Source organism: Burkholderia sp. Nafp2/4-1b (assembly GCF_003635165.1).
Taxonomy (GTDB): Bacteria; Pseudomonadota; Gammaproteobacteria; order Burkholderiales; family Burkholderiaceae; genus Burkholderia.
Genome location: NZ_ML058659.1, coordinates 1 through 4,978, shown reverse-complemented (window position 1 = coordinate 4,978; position 4,978 = coordinate 1). Strand labels below are relative to the sequence as shown.

The following is a 4,978-nucleotide window of genomic DNA, read 5'->3' as shown; positions in this document are numbered from 1 at the left end:
CGGCCCAACTGAGCCGCTTACCGATCACCGTCTGGTACGCGGTCTTCAGTGCGGACACGGTAGAGCACGCCTGCATCAGCGGCGTGCCGTTTGCGCCGCCAAACGACACAGCGACCTCGCCGCCTTTGGCTCGATAGCTGGCAATCGAAGCGCTCAGCGATGTAAGTAGATCGCCGGTAGCGTCGCTGCCGATTGTCTGCACCCCGCCCCACGATGGCGTAAGCGCTCGACACGTACCGTCTGTTCATGAGGGCACGGCACCGGCAATCTGATTCCCATCAGATGTAATGGGAATCAGATTGATGAAGCCAGTGGTGCATGGAAGACGACCGGGATCGAGGAACTACACGAAGGAGTTTCGGGAAGCGGTTGCTGCCGAAGCGAACGATCCGAATCGCTCGATTGCCGAGGTAGCGCGTGCGCACGGCTTGAACGCCAATATGGTCGCGCAGTGGCGAAGAAGCTTACTCGATACGCAACCTGCACCGTCGGTACCAAACATCGCGCTGCTACCGGTTGATGTGGTCGATCTGCCTGCGAAGGACATCCCACATCACGCTCTACCGCAAACGCCGGACGTGTCGGCGAGCCCGGCGATGCCGCCAGGCTGTGAAATCGAGATCGAGGTCGGCAAACGACGTATTCGTATCCGCGGTGTGTCGCAGGAGTTCGCCGAACAGTATTTGCGAGACTGTCTGAAGTGATCCCGCCGAACACGCGAATCTGGATCGCGGCGGGCGTCACGGACATGCGTTCCGGCTTCAACTCGTTGGCCGCGAAGGTACAAACCGTGCTGGAGAAAGATCCGTTCTCCGGACACGTGTTCGTGTTTCGGGGCAAGCGAGGTGACTTGCTGAAGTGCTTGTGGTGGTGTGACGGCGGCCTGTGCCTTCTCTCGAAGCGCCTCGAGAAAGGACGTTTCGCGTGGCCGCGCGCCGATGCCGGTGTTGTTGCGCTGACGACCGCTCAGCTCGCGCTCTTGCTCGAAGGTTTCGATTGGCGGCAGCCGATCGATGCGGTACGCCCGCGAAGCGCATTGTAAACGTTCATTACGCGTGGAGAGCTTGTGGGTGGCGTCGTGTAAGCTCACCGCATGTCCGCTGCTCCCACCGATCTCCCCGACGACATTGAAGCGCTGAAGGCGATGGTCGCCAGCTTGCGCGAGCAGCTCTCGTCGCGCGCGATCGAGATCGAACATCTGAAGCTGACGATTGCCAAGCTGCGCCGGATGCAGTTCGGCCGAAAATCGGAGAAGCTGGATCGCCAGATCGAACAGCTTGAATTGCGGCTGGAAGACCTGCAGGCCGATGAAGGCTCGGCCGATATGGCCGCGGCTGCTGCAGTGAAACGGCCGAGTCGCGAAGGTGTCGGCCGCAAGCCGTTGCTCGATCACCTTGAGCGCGAAGAGCGCATCCATCTTCCCGCCGATGATGACTGCCCCGATTGCGGCGGGCAACTCAAACCGCTGGGCGAAGGTAAGCCGTCAATAAAGGACGCCCTACCAATGGTAGGCAGAAGGTCAGATGCTAAGTGTCCGCGTGGACACATGCACTCAGACCGTGATGACAGAGAAACAGGACCTTCGAAGCAGACTGGTGGTTGGCCACCGACGGGATGGCCGGCGGGAATTTGATGAAGATGCCGTGCGGGAACTGGTCGAGTTTTGCCTGAAGCCGGGGGTATCAATCGCCCGGGCGGCCATGGACCATGACGTCAATCCGAATCAGTTGCGCCGCTGGATCTCGCGCCATCAGCAGCATACGCTGCAAACCCCAACGAGGCCGGACCCGCTGGTGATCGACGGCGTATCGATCGACATTCCGGGCACTGCCCGTCGGGTTCCGATGAGTGAAGCGCGGGCATTCGTTCCTGTCGTCACGACTCCGTCGACAGTGCCTGCCGTTTCCCCAGTATTGCCACCAGCCCCGTCGTTGATGGCGCTCTCGTTACATGTGCGCTTGTCCAATGGTGTCGAATTTGATCTCGGCGAGGCGAGTGTCGATGAGCTGGCCACGGTGATCCAGATGCTCGGGAGGCTGCCGTGTTCCGGTTCGACGAAGAGCTGAAGGTTTATCTGCATCGCGATCCAGTCGACTTCCGCATGGGCATCAACGGGTTGTCGATTCTGGTCGAACAGGCGATGCGCCTGAACCTGATGACCTCGGCGCTGTTCGTGTTCGGCAACCGACGACGCGATCGCATCAAGATTCTCGGCTGGGGCGGCAACGGCTTCTGGTTGCTGCTCAAGCGACTCGAAGCCGACCGCTTCGTCTGGCCGAACGGAGGCGACACGATCACGCTCAGCGCTGAGCAGTTGCATTGGCTGCTCGACGGAATCGACCTGGCCGTGATCCAGAAGCATCCCCAGCGATATTACGCGCGGATGAGCTGAACACCACGCGGGTGACATGGTCTAATCGGCCATGCCGAACAGCCCCGTCATGCCGAGTGTTGAGGAATACCAGGCACTGCTCGCCGAACGCGATGCGCTGCGCGGTGAGCTTCGACTCGTGACGGCTCAGCGCGATCTGGCCGAGGAGAAACTGCGGGCATACAAGCACGAACTGTTCGGCGCATCGAGCGAAGCGCGCCATGCCGACCAGCTCGGTCTGTTCAACGAAGCTGAAGCATTGGCCACCACTACCGATGCGCCCGCGCGCGAGGACGTGCCCGGCACATCGGTCGCCGCCCACACGCGCGGCAAGCGTGGGCGCAAACCGCTCGATCCGAACCTGCCACGCGAGGTCGTGCGGCACGAGTTGCCTGAGTCCGAACGGTTCTGCGCGCATGACGGCCATGCCCTCGTGGAGATCGGCGTCGAGACGAGCGAGCAGCTCGACGTGATTCCCGAGCAGGTGCGCGTCGTTCAGCACCAGCGGATCAAGTACGCGTGCCCGTGCTGCGACCTCGGCATCAAGGTCACGCCCGCGCCGGCGCGTATCATCCCTCGCGGGCTGCTCACGGAATCCGCGCTGGCGTGGATCATCACCGGCAAGTACCAGTACGGTATGCCGCTGTATCGCCAGGCCACGCTGCTGCGTCGCTTCGGCGGCGACATCTCGTCGAACACGCTGGCCGCCAGCGTAGTGCGGGTGGGGCTCGCCACGCAGCCGGTGATCAATCTGATGCGCGACGCGCTGCTCGAATCGAACCTGATCTACGGCGACGAGACAACGTTCCAAGTGCTGAAGGAGCCAGGACGAAGGCCGCAGGCGAAGAGTTACCTGTGGGCGCAGGTCAACAGCTCGGGGGCGCCTGTGCGGATGTTCTCGTACTCGCCGGGGCGCGGCGCCCAGCATGCGCAGAAGCTCTATGCCGGCGTGCAGCCTGGCACCGTGCTGATGACTGACGGGTACGAGCTCTACAACGGCATCGCCCACGATCACCAGCTCGTGCATCTCGGATGCTGGGCACACGTGCGCCGCGGCTTCATCAAGGCCGAGGAGTCGGTACCGAAGGCTGCACGCTCGCCTGATCTGCTAGCCACGCGCTTCGTCGTGCTGATCGGCAAGCTGTTCGCGGCCGAGGCGCGCAGCGCGAAGTGGAAGTCTGAACGCCGGCAGCGACTGCGCGCCCGGTACAGCGCCCGCATGCTCACCATCATCGAGCGCATGCTGGTCGAGCATCTGCCAGGCGTCGTGCCGTCGAGTCTGCTCGGCAAGGCATTGCAGTACATGAGCGGACAGTGGCCCAAGCTGGTCCGCTACGTCGGTAACGGCAACTGGCCGATCTCGAACAACCTGTGCGAGAACGCGATCCGGCCGTTCGTCGTCGGCCGCAAGGGCTGGCTGTTCGCCGATACTGTCGCCGGCGCGCAGGCCAGTGCCAACCTGTACTCCCTCGTCGAGACGTGCAAGGCGAACGGCGTCGAGCCGTATCGCTATCTGGTCTGGCTGTTCACCAGGTTGCCGCTCGCTGCAACTGCCGACGACTACGCCGATCTCATGCCTTGGAGAATGCCTGCTGCCCTCAACCGCTGAGGGGCGTCGTTAAAAGACCGCGTACGGGCGAAGACGTCGCGGAACAGCTTGAATACGTGCGGGCGCACTTCCGCGTGATCCGCCACCGTCGTCCGAAGCTGGCCTGCGCATGCTGCGATCGCATCGTGCAGGCCGCGGCACCGAGTCGACCGATCGATCGCGGCGTCCCGGGTCCGGCGCTGCTCGCGCACATCGCCGTGTCGAAGTTCGCGTACCACATCCCGCTGCATCGCCAGGCCGTCATGTACGCGCGCGACGGCGTCGAGATCGATCCGGGTGCGATGGGGTATTGGATGGGAAGCATCACGGCGCTGCTTGCACCGCTGGTCGCCACCGTCCGCCAATACACGTTAGCCGGCGGCAAGGTTCACGGGGACGACACGCCGCTGCCAGTGCTGGCGCCCGGCAACGGTCGCACAAAGACAGGACGCCTGTGGGTCTACGTGCGCGATGATCGGCCGAGCGCTTCCGAAGAGCCGGCAGCAGTCTGGTTCGCCTACACGCCCGATCGACGGGGCGAGCACCCCCAGCAGCATCTTGCAGCCTTCACCGGCGTGCTGCAGGCCGATGCGTTTGCCGGCTATGCCGAGCTGTATCGCGGCGGCACCATCCAGGAAGCTGCCTGCATGGCCCACGCTCGCCGAAAGATCCATGATCTACATGCCGTCCGTCCCAATGCGGTAACGGAGGAAGCGCTGCACCGGATTGGCGCGCTCTACAAGATCGAGGAGCAGATCCGTGGCAAACCACCTGATGAGCGACACAGTGTGCGCCAGGCGCGAGCGATACCGCTGCTCGACGACATGAAACGCTGGTTCGAAGCAACGCTCGCCACGCTCTCTGCAAAATCCGACACGACCAAGGCGATTCAGTACGCGCTGAATCGCTGGCCGGCGCTCATCTACTACTGCAGCGACGGGCGTGCGGAAATCGACAACCTGATCGCCGAGCGAGCACTGCGTGACGTCGCGATCGGGAGGCGTTATGCGCACTTCGGG

The 4,978-nt window shown here is 63.0% G+C and carries 5 protein-coding genes and 3 pseudogenes; 7 read left to right on the top strand and 1 reads right to left on the bottom strand.

Annotation, left to right across the window (positions count from 1 at the left end; all coding sequences use genetic code 11):
* A pseudogene (locus C7H84_RS35090) lies at positions 1-217 on the bottom strand (chitinase); the annotation flags it as partial.
* A gap of 70 nt (positions 218-287) precedes the next feature.
* Between C7H84_RS35090 and C7H84_RS35085 the strand changes: the two are divergent.
* The 7 genes and pseudogenes from C7H84_RS35085 to C7H84_RS35055 form a co-directional block, all read left to right on the top strand.
* A complete protein-coding gene (locus C7H84_RS35085) occupies positions 288-704 on the top strand; it encodes a transposase (RefSeq protein WP_121863075.1) in 417 nt (138 codons plus the stop codon).
* Positions 701-1,042, top strand: a complete 342-nt coding sequence (gene tnpB / locus C7H84_RS35080; protein WP_276208445.1) for an IS66 family insertion sequence element accessory protein TnpB — start codon at positions 701-703, stop codon at positions 1,040-1,042. Before C7H84_RS35085 ends, tnpB (C7H84_RS35080) begins: the two co-directional genes overlap by 4 nt.
* 51 nt (positions 1,043-1,093) lie before the next feature.
* Positions 1,094-1,474: pseudogene (locus C7H84_RS35075) on the top strand (transposase); the annotation flags it as partial.
* 49 nt (positions 1,475-1,523) lie between these two features.
* Positions 1,524-2,066, top strand: coding sequence for a transposase (locus C7H84_RS35070; protein ID WP_121863074.1), 543 nt, complete (start codon positions 1,524-1,526; stop codon positions 2,064-2,066).
* Complete coding sequence (gene tnpB, locus C7H84_RS35065) at positions 2,042-2,392, top strand: IS66 family insertion sequence element accessory protein TnpB (RefSeq protein ID WP_121863073.1); 351 nt, start codon at positions 2,042-2,044, stop codon at positions 2,390-2,392. The genes C7H84_RS35070 and tnpB (C7H84_RS35065) overlap by 25 nt, the downstream gene beginning before the upstream one ends.
* A 31-nt stretch (positions 2,393-2,423) precedes the next feature.
* The gene (locus tag C7H84_RS35060; protein ID WP_121863072.1) at positions 2,424-3,980 is read left to right on the top strand and encodes an IS66 family transposase; all 1,557 of its coding nucleotides are present in this window, start codon (positions 2,424-2,426) and stop codon (positions 3,978-3,980) included.
* Positions 3,981-4,006: 26 nt separating this feature from the next.
* A pseudogene (locus C7H84_RS35055) lies at positions 4,007-4,978 on the top strand (IS66 family transposase); the annotation flags it as partial.